Genomic DNA, 251 nt, shown 5'->3' with positions numbered 1-251 from the left:
TACCTGTTTGAAAATTTGGGTCATTGTTCTAATATAGCGTGCAAAAAGCGTTATGCGTAAACCATCCCAGATGTACCCCATAGTTGAGAAGTGGCTTTCAAGCCCTGAGGGCAAGCAGTTGTTTTGTGAACAAGAAGGGCTACCGATCAGTGTCCTGAATTACTGGGTATCTCATTACAACCGGCACAAGCGCCAAACAGGGGCCAAACAGGGGTTTGTACCATTGCAATTGTCCGGTCCCCCCACTGGCT

Annotated in this window: 1 protein-coding gene; it reads left to right on the top strand. The window is 47.8% G+C overall.

Translation table 11 applies throughout. The annotated features are described in order from the left end of the window. Nucleotides 1-70 precede the first annotated feature (70 nt). Nucleotides 71-251: IS66 family insertion sequence element accessory protein TnpA (gene tnpA / locus AC04NP_RS30865; RefSeq protein ID WP_482863991.1), on the top strand; the 181-nt coding region annotated here is incomplete at its 3' end.

The organism is Agaribacillus sp. DX54 (assembly GCF_056858335.1).
The sequence above is the reverse complement of the archived record's forward strand: the minus strand, read 5'-3'. Positions and strand labels throughout refer to the sequence as shown.